Genomic DNA, 14,247 nt, shown 5'->3' with positions numbered 1-14,247 from the left:
TGGCTATGCATTTTTCAGACAAAAGCCTCGTTAGAAAACTGGCCATCGTGCTGGTTTTGAAACTCACCGTGCTCATGGCGCTGTGGTGGTTTTTTGTCAGAGAAAACCGCGTGGCTGTTGACGAGAACAGCGCAGCCACGCAACTGCTGACCTCCACGCCCGATACAACCCCAAGGACCCAACCATGATCTCTGAACAACTGGTGGATCTGTCGCGCCTGCAATTTGCAGCCACTGCGATGTACCACTTTCTTTTTGTCCCGCTGACGCTCGGCATGGTCTGGCTCTTGGTGATCATGGAAAGCGTCTATGTCATGACGGGCAAGGTGGTTTGGAAAGACATGACACGGTTTTGGGGCAAGCTGTTTGGCATCAACTTTGCGCTTGGCGTGACGACGGGCATCACACTGGAGTTTCAGTTCGGCACGAATTGGGCGTATTACTCGCATTACGTGGGCGACATCTTTGGTGCCCCCTTGGCCATCGAGGGTTTGATGGCTTTCTTCCTTGAGTCCACCATGATTGGCCTCTTCTTCTTTGGCTGGGACCGGCTCAGCAAGACACAGCACTTGCTGGTGACTTTGCTCATGGCGGTCGGAACCAACCTCTCGGCGTTGTGGATTTTGATTGCCAATGGCTGGATGCAAAACCCGGTGGGTGCAGAGTTCAGTTATCTGACCATGCGCATGGAAATGACCGATTTTTGGGCCGTGGTCTTCAACCCAGATGCACAGGCGAAGTTTGTCCACACGGTGTCGGCAGGTTATGTCACCGGTGCCATGTTTGTACTGTCCATTTCAAGCTGGTATTTGCTCAAAAGACGCGATGTAGAGTTTGCCAAACGGAGCTTTCGGGTCGCTGCCGCTTTTGGTCTGGCGTCCGTTTTGAGTGTCATTGTGCTGGGTGACGAGTCAGGCTACACCGTGGGTGAAGCGCAGCAAACCAAAATGGCCGCATTGGAAGCCATGTGGGAAACCAAACCCGCACCAGCAGGGCTGACCCTGGTGGCCAGCATCAATGAAGCCGAGCAAAAAAACAACTGGGAAGTCGAAATTCCCTGGGTCATGGGCCTGATTGGCACGCGCTCGATCAGCAAGGAGATCCCCGGCATTCACGACATCAAAGCCAAGAACCGCCTGCGTATCCAAGAAGGGGTCATCGCCGTCAATGCGCTCGAAGCCCTGCGCGCCAATCGTGAAGATACAGTGGCCAAGCAAGTGTTTGAACGCCACAAGGCAGATCTGGGCTTTGGTCTTTTGCTGAAGAAATACGTGAACGATGTGAACGCTGCCACACCGGACATCATCGACCGTGCGGTCAACGACACGGTGCCTCGTGTGACCCCCATGTTTTGGGCATTTCGAGCCATGGTGGGGCTCGGCTTTGCCATGCTTGTGCTGTTTGGCCTGGCGTTCTGGAGCACACTGAAGATGACCTGCATGGAAAAACCCTGGTTGCTCAAAACGGCGCTGTGGATGTTGCCAGCCCCTTGGATCGCTTGCGAATTGGGTTGGTTTGTGGCCGAGTACGGCCGCCAACCCTGGACGATTTACGGCGTGCTGCCGACCCATCTGAGTGTCTCCACGCTCAGCGTGAACAGCTTGTATGGATCACTGGCAGGCTTTATTGGCTTTTACACCGTGCTGTTGGTGGTCGAGATGTACCTCATGGTCAAGTTCGCACGCATGGGCCCTGGCAGCTTAGGCACGGGACGCTATGAGCACGAAACACCTTTGCACGCATAACAAGGACTCGCCATGATGGATTACTCAACCCTCAAGATGATTTGGTGGCTGCTGGTCGGTGTTCTGCTGATCGGCTTTGCGATCATGGACGGGCACGACATGGGCGTAGGCACCTTGCTGCCCTTTGTGGGTCGCAACGATGTCGAACGCCGTGTTGTCATCAACACCGTCGGTCCGCATTGGGACGGCAACCAGGTCTGGTTCATTACCGGAGGCGGGGCCATTTTTGCGGCATGGCCCTTGGTCTATGCCACCGCATTCAGTGGTTTTTACTGGGCCATGTTGGTCGTCTTGTGGGCCTTGTTCTTCAGGCCTGTCGGTTTCGACTACCGCAGCAAAATCCACAACGCCACCTGGCGCAGCACTTGGGACTGGGGTTTGTTCATCGGAGGCTCAGTGCCTCCACTGATCTTTGGTGTGGCCTTTGGCAACTTGCTGCAGGGCGTCCCCTTTCAGTTCGACGCTTATTTGGTCTCCACCTACAGCGGCAACTTCTGGCAACTGCTCAACCCTTTCGCCCTGCTCGCGGGGGTGGTGAGCAGCGCCATGATCACCATGCAAGGCGGTGCCTATTTGGCCCACCGCACGGAAGGCGTGATTCAAGAGCGGACCATCAAGGCCGCCACTGGCGCTGCATGGCTCATGGTTGCAGCATTTGTTGGCGCAGGCTTTTGGCTACAAAGCATCGAGGGCTACCGCATCACATCCACGATCGACATGAATGCTTTGCCAGACCCCCTGTCTAAAACGGTGGTGCGCGAGGCGGGTGCCTGGATGCGCAACTACACACAACAACCGCTGCTGTGGCTTTTGCCTGGCTTGGCTGTTGCCGGCGCACTGGTGACGTCCCTGCTGCTGCGTCTGCGCTACACGCTCAGTGCATTCGTCACGTCTTCGTTGGCGCTGGTCGGTGTGATCGGAACAGCAGGAGCGTCCATGTTCCCATTTGTCATGCCTTCGAGTTCCATGCCCAATGCCAGCCTCACGGTGTGGGACAGCGCCTCCAGCCAACTCACCTTGAGCCTGATGTTCTGGGCCACCGTGATTTTCATGCCACTCATCGTCGGCTACACCTCTTGGGCGTACAGCGTGATGCGAGGCAAGGTGACAGCGGCCTACATCCGAGAAAACGACCATGCGGCCTATTGAGTTAGCGCTGATTGGCCTGCCTGTAAAACTGAAAAAGGAATTGACATGTGGTACTTGACTTGGATTTTGGGCGTCGGCTTTGCCGTGTTGCTGGCGATCCTGAATGCCATGTGGGGCGAGAACGAAGAGGCCCGCACAGCCGCACGCCAACAGGATGCGCCATGAGCCCATCCATGGCCCGGGCCGCCGAAGCCGCACCCGCCAAAGGCACTGCGATGCACTACCCCTGCTTGATGGTGGGTCTGCTGATCATGCTGACAGGCACCATCTACCCTTTGCTTTTCACGAGCGCAAACGGCAAAGCACATCACGGCTTGGCCATGGCTTTGTTTTGGGCCATGAGTGCGGGCTTGGTGCGCGGTGTTGGTTTTGTTCCCAGAGCGTGGGTCTGGAAACTGCTGTTCAGTGCTTGGTCTTGTGGGGTGTCGCTGGGTCTGGCTGCTTATTTGCGCTGGAGCACCTTTGCAACGCCATGGCTGGGCTGACAGGATGACCCTGCTGTCAGGCTTCGCTGTGGGTGTGGTCTGTGTTTTGGGCATGCGCTACTTGGCTCATGCCCTGATCTTGCGGGGTCTGCGCGCGCCGCGCCTACCGCACCTGCAAACGCCTGCCGACCAAGGCTATCGCTGCACTGAGGTACGCCTTCCCACAGCACGGGGGCAACTGTTTGCGTGGTTTGTACCGGCGAACTCATCAGGCCCATCACCTGCGGTGGTGGTCATTCATGGCTGGGGGGCCAACGCCAGCTTGATGCTGCCCGCACTCCACCCACTGCATTCTGCGGGTTATGCGGTGCTGCTGGTCGATGCCCTGTGCCATGGCCAAAGCGATGGTGCCGCCTTCACCTCTTTGCCGCGTTTTGCCGACGACATCGCGGCGGGCCTGGACTGGCTGAAAGAACAACCCTCGGTGGATGCGGCCCGCTTGGCCATCATGGGGCATTCGGTCGGGGCGGGCGCTGCCCTGCTGTGCGCCACACGTCGCCCCGACGTGCGCGCCGTCATCAGCATGAGCGCGTTTGCGCACCCTCAAGACATCATGCGCAGCTTCCTGCAGGAAGCGCGCATTCCTTATCTGCTGGTGGGTTGGTATGTGATGCGGCATGTGCAACGGGTCATTGGTGCACGGTTTGATGACATTGCCCCCGTCAAAAGCATCCGCCAATTGCACTGCCCGGTGTTGCTGGTCCACGGCACCGAAGACAGCGTGGTGCCCATTTCTGACCTGCACCGTTTGATGCAAGCTGGGGCAGCAGGCCAGGTGCAGTGCCTGTGCGTGAACGGTGGGCACGATCCCAGCGCGGCCTTTGAAGCAGCGGACTTGCAAGCGCTGACCGGCTTTTTGCAACAAGCTTTTGGCGTGGTGCATGGGCGCGAGTTGTCCCCACTTAGAAAGCCCATGTCTGAACAACCGGCCTGAGAAAATGCGCAGCCACTTCGGCGGGCTTGACTCGAAACAACACAATTCATGAAAAATTCACACCCCATTCCCCATGCACACCCCGAGACCGTTGCCGACGATTTGCCGTTGTGGGGCGACGAACTGGACCTGATGGACGCCTTGCTGCCCTTGCACACGGGCCAGTTTGTCGAGCTGGGCTGCGGCGGCGCGCGGCTAGCACGTGAATGGCTGGCGCGTCATGCGCAAGCGCACATCACCGCACTCGAAGTGGACGCGGTGCAAATGGCCAAGAACTTGCAAGCCGTCACAGATCGACTGAATTTTTTGACTGCAGGCGCACAAGCCATTCCGATGCCCGCACTGCATTTCGATGGTGCCTTGATGCTCAAGTCGCTGCACCATGTGCCCTTGCCCGACATGGATACGGCCCTGAGCGAAGTGGCGCGGGTGCTCAAGCCGGGCGGCTGGTTTTATGTGTCGGAGCCAATCTACGCCGGTGCACTCAACGAGATCGTGCGCCTGTACAACGACGAAGGCAAGGTGCGCCCAGCGGCACAAGCTGCGCTCGACCGTGCCGTGGTGCAAGGCCTGTTTGAGCCGGTGTCAGAACACCGTTATGCACAAGCGGTGCACTTCGCCAACTTCGAAACTTTTGCCCAGCGCATGCTCTACCCCAGCTTTGCAGACCACCGCGTCACGCCCGAACTGTTGGCCAAAGTGGCTGCTGCCTATGCACCGCACCAGCATGAAGACGGGGCGCACTTTGTGCGCCCCATGCATGTGCGGGTGATGCGCCGCAGCGCTACCACACGGCCTTAACCGCAGGTTTTGCAGCCAGTGCTTCCCAATAGGCGGCGTTGGTAACCCACCAAAATGCGCTTGACCCATTTCAAGGGCCAATGTCTGACCCTCGCAGGCAACCATCCCGAAGTGTTGAACGCGAAAGCAGCAGCCCACCGGGTGAATGGGCGCAGCCACGCTGTGGCTGCCAGAAACTCATTTTGTTGTTGGCTGTTCATGGTTTGCTTTGAGGTAGACGGGTTTGATGGTGGCCGTGTCGGGTCATCAATTGTGGGGACTTAAAGGGTGCACGATGTGTGTAACGGCTTGATGGTGCGTCAAAAACACTTGCCCACTCAGTTGGGCCAAAAAGTGGCTGCGCTGCAAACGGTCGAGCACGGGGCCTTTGACTTCTGACAGGTGCAGCTGCACGCCCGAAGTCTGCAAGCGCTCGTTGATGGTCTCCAGGCTTTCCAGCGCACTGGCATCGATGTCGTTGATGGCCGAGCACTGCAGCACCACATGCCGCACACCTGACCGTATTGCCACCTGGACTGCGATGGTGTCTTCAAGGAATCGGGCGTTGGCAAAGTACAGGCTTTCGTCCACGCGCAGGCCCAAAATGCCCGGCTGCTCCAGCACCGCGTGACGCAGCACATTGCGGTAATGCTCGGTGCCCGGCACCTGCCCCACCACCGCGATGTGCGGGCGGCTGGTGCGGTACAGCAGCAACAGCACCGAGGCGCTCACGCCCGCGATCAACCCGGCCTCCACTCCCACCGCCAAGGTCAGACCAAAGGTCAGGAGCAGAGCTATGAAGTCGGCCTTGGCGTAATGCCAGGTGCGGGCAAACACCCCGACATCGACCAAGGTGACCACGGCCACCATGATGGTGGCGGCCAAGGTGGCTTGGGGCAAATGAAAGAGCCAAGGCGTCAAGAACAAAGCCGCCAGCGCCAGCCCGACAGCGGTGTAGATGCCTGCGGCAGGCGTGCGTGCACCCGCATCAAAATTGACCACCGAGCGCGAAAACCCGCCCGTGACCGGAAAGCCGCCGGAGAGGCCTGCGCCCAAATTGCTCAGGCCCAGCGCACGCAACTCGGCATCGGGGTCGATGCGTTCGCGCCGCTTGGCCGCCAAGGACTGCCCCACCGACACCGACTCCACAAAGCCCACCAAGGAAATCAACAAAGCGGGCACCCACAAAGCCTGGGCCAGCGCCCATGTGGCTGCCCACCCACCTGTCGATCCACCCGGCAGCGTGAGAGGCGGCAAGCCTTGAGGCACCGTGCCCACCACCCGCACGCCCTGCTCAGCCAACTGCCACACGGCTGACAAAGCAATGCTCAAGAGCAGCACCACCACCGGGGCCGCCTTGGCCGCCAAATCGGCCGCGCCCGCGGACACCCCCAAGCGCTTGAGCCCGGGCTTGAGCTGACGGCGCACCAGCAGCAGCAAAGCCAAGGCACCCACCCCCATCACACTGGTCGGCACATGCAGGCTGGACAAGTTTTGCCACAGCTGCGGCAGCAGCTGCAAGAGGTTCTCGCCATGCAAGGGCACACCCAACAAATGTTTGAGCTGGCTGGCCGCGATCAACAAACCCGATGCCGAGACAAAGCCCGAGATCACCGGGTGGCTCAAAAAATTGGCCAAAAAGCCCAACCGCGCCGCGCCCATCACCAGCATGATGGCCCCGCTGAGCAGCGCCAGCATCAAAGCCGCCTCGGTGTAAGCCACGCTGCCTTGCGCCGCCACCGCGCCCACACTGGCCGCCGTCATAAGCGAGGTCACCGCCGCAGGCCCCACGGCCAAGGTGCCGCTGCTGCCCATCAAGGCGTACAGCACCAAGGGGGCCATGCTGGCGTACAGGCCCGCTTGTGCAGGCAAGCCCGCCAACAGCGCATAGGCCAGGCTTTGCGGGATCAGCATCAGCGTCACCACGGCAGCGGCCACGCCATCGGCCGTCAACAGCGAACGGTTGTAACGCCGCCCCCAATCCAGAATGGGAAACCAGCGCTGCCATGCAGTGGGTGTGGAGAGGTCCGCCATGGTTATGCCTTTGCGCGGAACAAAGAGCCCACAAAAAAGGCACCAAAGGGCACAAAGGCTGCGATCGTCAGCAAGGGCACGGCATGCGCACGCAAATGCCCTTTCCAGAAATAAAACAAGACCATCAGCACATAGGCCACAAAGGCCGCGCCGTGGATCGGGCCCATGAGGCTCACCGCCTCGGGCATGTCAGCCAAGCGTTTGAGGGGCACGGCCACCAGCATCAAGAGCAGCAAGGTGGCCCCTTCGGCCCAAGAGGCCAAGCGCAAAGGAAGCAATGCAGGGTTCACAGCGCGTCCACCGGGATCTTCAGGTAACTCTGGCCATTGTCTTCGGGCGGCGGCATTTGACCGGCACGCATGTTCACCTGCACCGAAGGCAAGATCAGCACGGGCATGGACAAAGTGGCATCTCGCTTTTCACGCATGGCCACAAACTCGGCCTCGCTCACGCCTTGGTGCACATGCACATTGGCCTTTTTTTGCTCGGCCACAGTGGTCACGCATTGGGGCTGGCGGGTCTCGGGCGGGTAGTCATGGCACATGAACAGCTCGGTGTTGTCCGGCAAGCTGAGCACTTTCTGGATCGACTGGAACAACACGCTGGCACTGCCCCCAGGAAAGTCGCAGCGCGCCGTGCCGTAGTCGGGCATGAACAAGGTGTCGCCCACAAAGGCCACCTGCCGCGCAGGATCGACACTGGCATCTGTGACCACATAGGTCATGCACGCCGGGGTGTGGCCGGGGGTGTGCAGAGCCTGGGCCTGCAAAGCACCAATCTGAAATGTTTCGCCGTCGCCCAGCAAGCGGTCGAACTGGCTGCCGTCGCTGGCAAATTCGGTGCCCGCGTTGAACAGCTTGCCAAACACGTTTTGCACCGTGGTGATGTGCGAACCAATGGCCAATTGGCCGCCCAGCTGCTTTTGCAAATAGGGCGCAGCCGACAAATGGTCAGCGTGCACATGCGTCTCCAAAATCCACTGCACACGCAGGTCCAGCGCCTTCACGCGCGCCACCAACTGGTCGGCGCTGGCGGTGTGGGTGCGGCCCGACTTGGGGTCGTAGTCCAGCACGCTGTCGATCAAGGCGCACTGCCGGGTGCTCAGGTCGGCCAGGATGTGGCTGAAGGTGAACGTGGCCGGATCAAAAAACGATTCAATGTGCATGTGGGCTGAACTCATGGTGACTTCCTTGGCAATGGAACAACAAAGGTCCTTGACACCCCCTGCCGCTGGGCGGCAAGGGGGCAAGCCTTGAATTTACAGGGACTTGGTAGAGAAATACCAGTCCTTCATGGCATAACCCTCGCCTTTGCGCTTGGCAATGGCTTCGGGTGTTTTAGGCGGTGGCACGATGACGTCGCAACCAGGCGTCCAGCCCTCAGGGGTGGCGATCTTGTTGGCATCGCTGGTCTGCATGGCTTGCAACAAACGCACAAACTCTTCAATGGAGCGGCCGTTGCTCATGGGGTAATACACCATGGCGCGCAGCTTGCCTTCGGGGTCAATGAAGAAAGTGGCACGCACGGCTTGGGTGTCGGCAGCGCCGGGGTGGATCATGCCGTAGGCTTGGGCCACTTCCATCTTGATGTCGTCGATGATGGGGAAAGGAATCTCCACACCAAAGTTGTTCTGAATGCTTTGCATCCAGGCCAAGTGCGAGTAGATGCTGTCGATCGACAGGCCGAGCAATTCGCAGTTCATGCTCTTGAACAACTCGGCACGCTTGGCAAAACCGATGAACTCGGTGGTGCACACAGGCGTGAAGTCGGCAGGGTGCGAGAACAAGATGAGCCACTTGCCTTTGTAATCGGCGAGGCTTCTGGGGCCGTGGGTGGTGTTGGCGCTGAAGGCGGGAGCGGCTTCGTTGATGAGGGGCATGGACATGGCAGGTTTCCTTCGAGGTTGACTATCGGTTTTCGAAATCTAGAGATTTATTCAATCGACAGGGTCAACTGTACATACCCCAACAGGTATTTGTTATGAGTTATCGCAATGACGGGCATAGTGACAATTGCGACCTTCAAATCGTACAAATTGATCCATCGCAAGCCCTCAGCGCCTTGGCCGTGTTTGCTCTCAAAACCACACGTTCAATGCTTGGCAGGCCCTGCGGCTTTGGCCGCCGCGTCAAAACCGCCTTTGGCCTGCCACTCTGCCATGCCGCCTTGCAAGATGCGCACGTTCTCCCAGCCCGCCACGCGCAGCGCAAAACCGGCCTGGGCCGACAGCGACCCGGTGTTGCAATAAATCAGCACAGGCTTGTTTTTGGGAATGGTGTTGCGCTTGGCCAGCACCTGACGCCAGTCCATGTTGACCGCGCCAGGAATGTGCCCCTTGGCAAATTGCGCCGGATCGCGCGCATCGATCACCACCATCTTGGGCCATTCGTCTTTGGGAATTTGCTCGGCAAAAATCACGCCGCCGCCGTAGTCCACAAAATCCAGATACGCCTCCATCTCGTCGGTGGCAATGGCTTTGTTGTCGGCGTGAGCCGCCGGGGCCAGCAGCAAGCTGCCAACAGTTGCTGCAGTCAGAGCGAGGGTGCGAAAGCGCATGGGTGTCTCCACTTCGTCAGGTAATATCAGTCAAAACGAATATTGTCGCCGAACGGTGGCAAGACCGCCAACAAACGCCACGGCGCCCATGCCCAGAGACAAAAACTTCATCGCGCTGTTGCTCACGCTGGCATTGCATGCAGCCGTGTGGCTGCTGGCAAGTGGCTACCCGTTCCAACACGTCAGCCCACCGCAATCGCCCAAAACAGCCGAAAAAATTGTCTTTTTGGAACTGATCCCGCCGCCGCGCAAGCCGCTGCCTGAACCACCATCAGCGCCCCCCTCAACACCCATCACGGCGCCCCCGCCCGACACAGCCTTAGCGGCTCAGGCTACGGCTCCGGCCCCAGCGCCCTCACCCGATCGTCCCCGCGCCAGCATGGCCGCGCCCCCGCCACCCACCGCCGAAGAATGGGCTTTTGCCGCCCAGTACACGAACAAAAACAGCAAGGGCTACCGCTACAGCTGGGGCCAGCAAGTGCGCAGCATGATGGGCACCGCTGTTGAGGGGCCCCACCAGGGCGTGGTGCGATTTCGCATCGAGATCGCCCCCGATGGCCGCTTGACGCAATTGCAAACGCTGTGGACCACCTCGGACAAGGCCGAACAACTCGCACGGCAAGCCATTGAAAACATGCCACCGCTGCCGCCCACCCCTACGGGCAAACCGCTGATTTTTGACAAGACAATTTCGTTTTCACCTTTTGCCAACGACGGGCCGCCCCTGTACAGAGACGACTGCCTGCCCGAGCCGCCCGTGTTCCGCAACCCTTTTGCTTGGGACGGCAAATCGCCCCAAGTGGTGGCCTCACCCACCCCAACTGCCCCAATGGACCCGCAAGCGCTGGCCGACTGCCTGCGCCAGCTGCCCCAAGACAGCGTCGAAGCTGAAACCGCCCGCGACCAGCGCCTGATGGACCAATGGGGATCAAGCAAGACTGGACGCTGAACGATTCGCGGCACTGGGCCCCGCTTGAACACCCACTCAGTCGTCGTCGCCCAACTCGGCATCCCAACCCATGCCTTTGGCGCGTTGCAGGGCCTCGTCGTGGATGCGGGCGTGTTTGGCGGCCAGCTCGGGCGGCAAGCGGCTGGGCAGCTGGCCATACGGCTCCCAAGCAGCGTGCACCGCCTCAAACAGCCGCTGCAAATCGCCCGCGTGTTTGCCAGCAAAACCATCGCCTTCGGGCAACAAACCAAACACCCAAGCGTCGCGGATGATGCGTCCGGTCATGGTCATGCCGTGGTGCTCTTCGTGGTCGATGCCGCTGTAGGTTTTAGTGCGGCTTTGGATGATGCTCATGGGGGGTCCTGTTCAACGGGTCAGTCCAGCATACAGGACGGGGAGTTTTTCGGGCAGGCGCTCGACCTTGTCGACCACCAGGTAATGGCGTTCGCCAAAAATGCGGCTGACGTATTGGTCGGCCCGGGGGTCCAAGCTCATGCAGTAGGTGGTCACACCATTTCGAGCGGCCGCCTCAACGGCTTTTTTGGTGTCGTGGCGCAGGTACTGCGGGTCGCGCACATCCACATCGGCGGGCTCGCCGTCGGTGATGACCAGCAAGAGCTTTTTGCTGCTGCGCTGGGCTTTGAGCGCGGCTGTGGCGTGCCGTATGGCCGCGCCCATGCGGGTGGACAACTGGCCTTGCATGCCTGCCAAGCGGGCCTTGGCCAGCTCATCGTAGGGCTGATCAAAATCTTTGAAGCGCCAGTAGTTCACATCGTGGCGGCCATCCGAACAAAAGCCATGGATCGCAAACGGGTCGCCCACTTTCTGGATGGCGTCGGCCAGCAAAGCACAGGCCGAGCGGGTCAGGTCCAACACCGTGTGTTCTTGCCCTGCCACCTTGTCGTTCGTGGAGTGCGACAGGTCAAGCAAGACCAGCACCGAAATGTCACGGGTTTTGCGCACGCTGCGCATCATGATGCGCGGGTCGGGCTGCCGGCCCATGCGCATCTCGATCACCGAAGCCAACGCAGCGTTGAGGTCAATCTCGTCGCCATCTTCGAGCTTGCGGATGCGCTGCACACCTTGCGGTTGCATGGCATCCAAAATGAATTTCATGCGGCCGATCAAACGGCGGTGCTCGCTCAAGATGCCATCGATCAGCGTCGGGTCGCCCGCTTTGGGCCGCCGCTCTTGCACCGTGGCCCAAGCGGGACGCTCGAGCTGGATCATGTGGTCCCACTCGCCGTAATGCACGGGCGGCAACACCGGTTCGCGACCTTCGCTTTCATTGAAGGACACGCCCAGGTCTTCATAAGGGAACAACTCGGTGCCCAGCACCCAAACCTCTTGCGCATCGTCGCCCGCGCCCTCCACTTCCAACTCGTTGACGAACTCCATCAGGTTGACTTGCTTGCGCACCTGTTGGGGCGGCTCGTAACCCGCAGCGACCGAACGCTCAAAGTCGTAGCCGTCAAAGGCCCAAAAGTAGCGGTTGTCGTCGCGGTACACGGCGGCTTGACCATCCGTTCGGGGGGCGAAGGCAGGGCCTTGGGTGAGCTCGCGGTAGCTGTGCGCCAACTGCACACCCATGGCCCACGATTCGCTGTTGTCATGGGGCTGTGCCAGCAGGCGTGGCATGGCCTCAGCCATCAAGGCACGGCCTTGGTTAATCCAAGGGTGATCGTCGTCATACGTAGGGTCGATCCATGCCCGCGCCATGCGGGCCAACCAATCGCCTGCTGTGGCTTGCTGTGTGGCGGGGGTGGTGTGAAACTGTGCCCACAAAGGCCGCATGCCGGGAAAGCGCGCCACCGCCAAGGCTTCCACCCGCGCGTCTTCGGCCAAGGCCACCATGGCCATCTGCCACGGGTTGAGCGATTCGGCCGAGATCGGTTGGCGCGTGAACACCACATGGGCCGCAGCATGAACACAAGCCGCACGGTAGAGCTGGGTGGCGTCCACCAGGCCGTCGTTGCCCTGCACGGCATCCAAAGCGTCGGGCAAGTGGATGAAATAGTCCTCGATGAAGGGGCGCAAGCCTTCCCGGTTTTCAAAGTCACCGGCGGTGGGGCGCATAAAAAAGTCGCGGCCCCACAAGGCACGCAGGTACATGTTGATGCGCCGCTGCACATCGACCAACAAGGTGCCTTTGCGCTCCTGTTGCAGCATGGCCAAAGACTCTTTGGACTGCAAACCGAAATAAGCGATTTGGGCCTCGAATGCGGTACGGTGGGCTTGTGCGCCCCAAGTCGCCCATCGGCGCAAGCCCCCCAAAGTCAGCTGGCCCAACAGCGCATCGAGCTGCCCCAGCATGGGCCTCAAGCCGCGTGGGGCTTGCGACACCAAGGTGTTGAGGAACTGCAGGTACTGCATAAAGAGTTCAGCGTCGGCCAATCGCCTGGCTGCAGTCGGTGCGGTGGCCAGCACCAACTCGATCACCGCACCCGAGGTTTTGGATGCCAGCATGAGGGCGGTGGTGGCCAACTCCCCGACCACATCCTCACCAATCTCTTTGGCCACTTGCGGAGCGCCATCGATCCAAGCGTTGACCAAGGCATGGCCGCGGCCCAAACCGCGCAAGGCAGCAGCGCCCTTGACGTAGTTGTCGAGCCCACGGGCAGAAAACACCTTGGTGGCCTCGGGCCAGGTGTGTGTGAGCAAGTCCACCGAGGACGGGTCGAGTTGCTCGACCCACTCGGCGTGGTCTTGAAGCTGCACCGACATGGAGGTGCCTGCGTCAGAAGAAAGTGGCGACTGCGGCGTCCAAGGCGTCGCGCATGTCGGGGTCGTCCGTGATTGGGCGCACCAAGGCCACACGGCAAGCGGCTTGTGCGGCCACGCCTTGAGCAATCAGGCTGCCCGCGTAAATCAACATGCGTGTAGAAATACCTTCGTCCAAACCGTGGCCTTTGAGGTTGCGCGCCCGCTCGGCAATGCCCACCAGCTTGGCCGCCACCTCGGCGCTGACACCGGTTTCGTGGGCGACGATTTCGGTTTCGATGTCGTGTTCGGGGTAGTTGAAGTCCAGCGCACCAAACCGTTGTTTGGTCGACTGTTTCAGGTCTTTCATCAGGCTTTGGTAGCCCGGGTTGTACGAGATGACGATCTGGAAATCGGGGTGGGCTTGCACCAACTCGCCCTTCTTCTCCAAGGGCAAAACACGGCGGTTGTCGGTCAAAGGGTGGATGACGACGGTGGTGTCTTGACGCGCCTCGACGACCTCATCGAGGTAACAAATCGCACCATGGCGGGCGGCCACAGCCAAAGGGCCGTCTTGCCAGCGAGTACCGTTGGCGTCCAACAAGAAGCGGCCCACCAGGTCGCTGGCGGTCATGTCCTCGTTGCAAGCCACGGTGATCAGGGGCTTGTTCAGCTTCCAGGCCATGTGCTCGACAAAGCGGGTTTTGCCGCAGCCGGTGGGGCCTTTGAGCATCATGGGCATGCGCACCGAGTAGGCGGCTTCAAACAGCTCGACCTCGTCAGCCACGGGGCGGTAATAAGGTTCTTGGGCGACGCGGTAGGCGTCAAGTGGCTCGCTCATTTTCTCGTCTCCGTTGTCTCAATGGCCGCGCTTCGCCGACCGCACCGCGCCATACGGATGTGCGCGGCGCGGGCG

General features: G+C 60.2%; 16 protein-coding genes. 8 read left to right on the top strand and 8 right to left on the bottom strand.

Features of this window, described 5'->3' with window-relative positions; genetic code table 11:
• The first annotated feature begins 5 nt into the window (after window positions 1-5).
• From cydP to B9Z50_RS13555, 7 genes are read left to right on the top strand one after another with little or no spacing between them, the layout of a single operon-like run.
• Window positions 6-188: a cytochrome oxidase putative small subunit CydP gene (gene cydP / locus B9Z50_RS13585; protein WP_108365215.1), complete on the top strand. Its 183-nt coding sequence runs from the start codon at window positions 6-8 to the stop codon at window positions 186-188.
• Window positions 185-1,744: a cytochrome ubiquinol oxidase subunit I gene (locus B9Z50_RS13580; protein WP_108365213.1), complete on the top strand. Its 1,560-nt coding sequence runs from the start codon at window positions 185-187 to the stop codon at window positions 1,742-1,744. Before cydP ends, B9Z50_RS13580 begins: the two co-directional genes overlap by 4 nt.
• A 12-nt stretch (window positions 1,745-1,756) precedes the next feature.
• Window positions 1,757-2,893, top strand: coding sequence for a cytochrome d ubiquinol oxidase subunit II (gene cydB, locus B9Z50_RS13575; RefSeq protein WP_108365211.1), 1,137 nt, complete (start codon window positions 1,757-1,759; stop codon window positions 2,891-2,893).
• Between the two features lie 45 nt (window positions 2,894-2,938).
• Window positions 2,939-3,058, top strand: a complete 120-nt coding sequence (gene cydX, locus B9Z50_RS13570; RefSeq protein WP_108365209.1) for a cytochrome bd-I oxidase subunit CydX — start codon at window positions 2,939-2,941, stop codon at window positions 3,056-3,058.
• Window positions 3,055-3,378, top strand: a complete 324-nt coding sequence (locus tag B9Z50_RS13565) for a cyd operon YbgE family protein (protein ID WP_233249875.1) — start codon at window positions 3,055-3,057, stop codon at window positions 3,376-3,378. The genes cydX and B9Z50_RS13565 overlap by 4 nt, the downstream gene beginning before the upstream one ends.
• Before the next feature lie 4 nt (window positions 3,379-3,382).
• Entirely contained in the window at window positions 3,383-4,312 is a 930-nt protein-coding gene (locus B9Z50_RS13560) for an alpha/beta hydrolase (RefSeq protein WP_233249874.1), read from the top strand.
• Window positions 4,313-4,360: 48 nt separating this feature from the next.
• Entirely contained in the window at window positions 4,361-5,113 is a 753-nt protein-coding gene (locus tag B9Z50_RS13555) for a class I SAM-dependent methyltransferase (RefSeq protein WP_199221745.1), read from the top strand.
• A gap of 246 nt (window positions 5,114-5,359) precedes the next feature.
• Here the strand turns inward: B9Z50_RS13555 and B9Z50_RS13550 are convergent, their stop codons facing one another.
• From B9Z50_RS13550 to B9Z50_RS13530, 5 genes are all read right to left on the bottom strand, one after another.
• The gene (locus B9Z50_RS13550; protein ID WP_108365207.1) at window positions 5,360-7,126 is read right to left on the bottom strand and encodes a SulP family inorganic anion transporter; all 1,767 of its coding nucleotides are present in this window, start codon (window positions 7,124-7,126) and stop codon (window positions 5,360-5,362) included.
• Between the two features lie 2 nt (window positions 7,127-7,128).
• On the bottom strand, window positions 7,129-7,416 hold the full coding sequence (locus B9Z50_RS13545) for a DUF3817 domain-containing protein (protein ID WP_233249873.1): 288 nt from the start codon (window positions 7,414-7,416) through the stop codon (window positions 7,129-7,131).
• On the bottom strand, window positions 7,413-8,291 hold the full coding sequence (locus tag B9Z50_RS13540) for an MBL fold metallo-hydrolase (RefSeq protein WP_108365441.1): 879 nt from the start codon (window positions 8,289-8,291) through the stop codon (window positions 7,413-7,415). The genes B9Z50_RS13545 and B9Z50_RS13540 overlap by 4 nt, the downstream gene beginning before the upstream one ends.
• Window positions 8,292-8,384: 93 nt before the next feature.
• Window positions 8,385-9,011, bottom strand: coding sequence for a peroxiredoxin (locus B9Z50_RS13535; RefSeq protein ID WP_062402895.1), 627 nt, complete (start codon window positions 9,009-9,011; stop codon window positions 8,385-8,387).
• A gap of 206 nt (window positions 9,012-9,217) precedes the next feature.
• Window positions 9,218-9,682, bottom strand: a complete 465-nt coding sequence (locus B9Z50_RS13530) for a rhodanese-like domain-containing protein (protein ID WP_108365205.1) — start codon at window positions 9,680-9,682, stop codon at window positions 9,218-9,220.
• Between the two features lie 88 nt (window positions 9,683-9,770).
• Here B9Z50_RS13530 and B9Z50_RS13525 point away from each other — a divergent pair, with 88 nt between their 5' ends.
• Window positions 9,771-10,631, top strand: coding sequence for an energy transducer TonB (locus B9Z50_RS13525; RefSeq protein WP_108365203.1), 861 nt, complete (start codon window positions 9,771-9,773; stop codon window positions 10,629-10,631).
• Window positions 10,632-10,667: 36 nt separating this feature from the next.
• Here the strand turns inward: B9Z50_RS13525 and B9Z50_RS13520 are convergent, their stop codons facing one another.
• The 3 genes from B9Z50_RS13520 to B9Z50_RS13510 are packed head-to-tail and all read right to left on the bottom strand — an operon-like array spanning window position 10,668 to window position 14,172.
• A complete protein-coding gene (locus tag B9Z50_RS13520; RefSeq protein WP_108365201.1) occupies window positions 10,668-10,985 on the bottom strand; it encodes a hypothetical protein in 318 nt (105 codons plus the stop codon).
• A gap of 12 nt (window positions 10,986-10,997) precedes the next feature.
• Window positions 10,998-13,355, bottom strand: coding sequence for a nitric oxide reductase activation protein NorD (locus tag B9Z50_RS13515; protein ID WP_108365199.1), 2,358 nt, complete (start codon window positions 13,353-13,355; stop codon window positions 10,998-11,000).
• 13 nt (window positions 13,356-13,368) lie between these two features.
• Window positions 13,369-14,172 carry a CbbQ/NirQ/NorQ/GpvN family protein gene (locus tag B9Z50_RS13510; RefSeq protein ID WP_108365197.1) on the bottom strand — a complete coding sequence of 268 codons (804 nt, stop codon included), beginning with the start codon at window positions 14,170-14,172 and terminating at the stop codon, window positions 13,369-13,371.
• Between the last annotated feature and the right edge of the window lie 75 nt (window positions 14,173-14,247).

This window comes from Limnohabitans sp. Bal53 (assembly GCF_003063355.1).
Lineage (GTDB): Bacteria > Pseudomonadota > Gammaproteobacteria > Burkholderiales > Burkholderiaceae_C > Limnohabitans_A.
Note: the sequence above shows the minus strand (reverse complement) of the source record. Positions and strands in the feature narration are given on the sequence as shown.

Coding starts and splice junctions, on each gene's coding strand:
- cydP (WP_108365215.1), top strand. CDS start 6: ATGCATTTTTCAGACAAAAGCCTCGTTAGAAAACTGGCCATCGTGCTG.
- B9Z50_RS13580 (WP_108365213.1), top strand. CDS start 185: ATGATCTCTGAACAACTGGTGGATCTGTCGCGCCTGCAATTTGCAGCC.
- cydB (WP_108365211.1), top strand. CDS start 1,757: ATGATGGATTACTCAACCCTCAAGATGATTTGGTGGCTGCTGGTCGGT.
- cydX (WP_108365209.1), top strand. CDS start 2,939: ATGTGGTACTTGACTTGGATTTTGGGCGTCGGCTTTGCCGTGTTGCTG.
- B9Z50_RS13565 (WP_233249875.1), top strand. CDS start 3,055: ATGAGCCCATCCATGGCCCGGGCCGCCGAAGCCGCACCCGCCAAAGGC.
- B9Z50_RS13560 (WP_233249874.1), top strand. CDS start 3,383: ATGACCCTGCTGTCAGGCTTCGCTGTGGGTGTGGTCTGTGTTTTGGGC.
- B9Z50_RS13555 (WP_199221745.1), top strand. CDS start 4,361: ATGAAAAATTCACACCCCATTCCCCATGCACACCCCGAGACCGTTGCC.
- B9Z50_RS13550 (WP_108365207.1), bottom strand. CDS start 7,126: ATGGCGGACCTCTCCACACCCACTGCATGGCAGCGCTGGTTTCCCATT.
- B9Z50_RS13540 (WP_108365441.1), bottom strand. CDS start 8,291: ATGCACATTGAATCGTTTTTTGATCCGGCCACGTTCACCTTCAGCCAC.
- B9Z50_RS13535 (WP_062402895.1), bottom strand. CDS start 9,011: ATGTCCATGCCCCTCATCAACGAAGCCGCTCCCGCCTTCAGCGCCAAC.
- B9Z50_RS13530 (WP_108365205.1), bottom strand. CDS start 9,682: ATGCGCTTTCGCACCCTCGCTCTGACTGCAGCAACTGTTGGCAGCTTG.
- B9Z50_RS13525 (WP_108365203.1), top strand. CDS start 9,771: ATGCCCAGAGACAAAAACTTCATCGCGCTGTTGCTCACGCTGGCATTG.
- B9Z50_RS13520 (WP_108365201.1), bottom strand. CDS start 10,985: ATGAGCATCATCCAAAGCCGCACTAAAACCTACAGCGGCATCGACCAC.
- B9Z50_RS13515 (WP_108365199.1), bottom strand. CDS start 13,355: ATGTCGGTGCAGCTTCAAGACCACGCCGAGTGGGTCGAGCAACTCGAC.
- B9Z50_RS13510 (WP_108365197.1), bottom strand. CDS start 14,172: ATGAGCGAGCCACTTGACGCCTACCGCGTCGCCCAAGAACCTTATTAC.